This window comes from Nesterenkonia halobia, from assembly GCF_039536005.1.
Taxonomy (GTDB): Bacteria; Actinomycetota; Actinomycetes; order Actinomycetales; family Micrococcaceae; genus Nesterenkonia; species Nesterenkonia halobia.
In genome coordinates this window covers 1-1,304 of the sequence record NZ_BAAAYG010000023.1, presented here as the reverse complement: position 1 = coordinate 1,304, position 1,304 = coordinate 1, and the positions used below count along the sequence as shown (strand labels likewise).

At 67.9% G+C, this 1,304-nt stretch carries 1 protein-coding gene; it reads right to left on the bottom strand.

Annotation, left to right across the window (positions count from 1 at the left end; translation table 11 throughout):
* The coding region (locus ABD652_RS13925; protein WP_344722424.1) for an ISL3 family transposase at positions 1-1,248 on the bottom strand (1,248 nt) is incomplete at its 3' end.
* Between the last annotated feature and the right edge of the window lie 56 nt (positions 1,249-1,304).

The window sequence follows — 1,304 nt, the reverse complement described above, 5'->3', positions numbered from 1 at the left end:
GTAGTTGGCCAGATTCCGGAAGCCCAGAGCGGTGCCGCGCAGATGCTCCAACCGGCCGTTGATCGCCTCAGTGGGCCCATTGGAGGTGCCGGGGCGGTCGAAGTAGGCCAGGATGTCGACCGCCCGGCGGTTCAGCGTCCGTCCCAGCTTCTTCAGCTCGACCAGCTTCGCGGGGACCCCGCGGCGCAGCGAGTCGATCACCTCCGCCAACATCGCCTTGCCGGCGGGCTTGGAGCCGCACCGGTAGGCGGCGACGACCTTCTGATACACACTCCAGGTGGCCTCGAGTTCGACATGCTCATCAGAACCGAAGACTCGATCGAGCTTGGACCCCTGGCCCGGGGTGAGCAGATCGACCCCGGTGCGCAGCGTCTTCCGCGCCCCATAGAGCGGATCACCCGATCGCCCCCGGCGCCCGGTGGTCTCACGCTGGATGCGCTGCCGGGCCTGGTCCAACGCGTCGCCGGCCAGCGCGACGACATGAAATGGGTCCATCACTGCGGTGGCCTCGGGCAGCTCTTCTGCTGCAGCGGTCTTGAACCCGGTGAACCCGTCCATGGCGACCACCTCGACCCCGGCGCGGAAGTCCTCGCTCTGGGTCCCGAGCCAGGTGGCGAACACGGCCTTGGAGCGTCCTTCGACCATGTCCAGCAACCGCGCTGGACCGGTTCCATCGCGAACCGGGGTCAGATCGATGATCACGGTCACGTAGCGGGAACCACCCCCGGTGTGGCGCCAGCAGTGCTCATCAACCCCGATCACCGCGACCCCATCGAAGCGGGCAGGGTCATTGATCAGCAGCTCGCGGCCGGCGGCCAGCACCGCCTCGTTGACGGTATGCCACGAGCAGTCCAGCCCGGCGGCGAGGCGAGCGATCGACATCCTGTCGACGACCACCGACTTCAGCGCCCACAACACCGCGTGCCGGGAGAGCTTCGCCCGCGGGGCCGCGGCATCGGTGGTGTCCTGGCGCCAGACCCGCAGGCAGTCTGGGCACCGGTACCGGCGGACTCGGATCCAGAGCTGGGTGGGCCGCCACCCCAAGGGGACGTGGGCCAATTTCCGCAGCACCGTGCCCTTCGGGATGCCTTCGCCGCCGCAGGAGCGGCACCAGGGATCATCCTCACGGACTCGGCACTGAAGCACTGCTCTCTCAGGTTCGAGGTGCTGGCCGGTGACGGTCAGGCCGAGCGCGTCGACCATGCAGAAGGTGTCGAGATCCGGGGCGGTGAACGTAGGCTGGGACATGTCGAGGTCTTTCGGATGGGCTGTGTGGTAACTCCCATCGTCGGAAGGCCTCGACC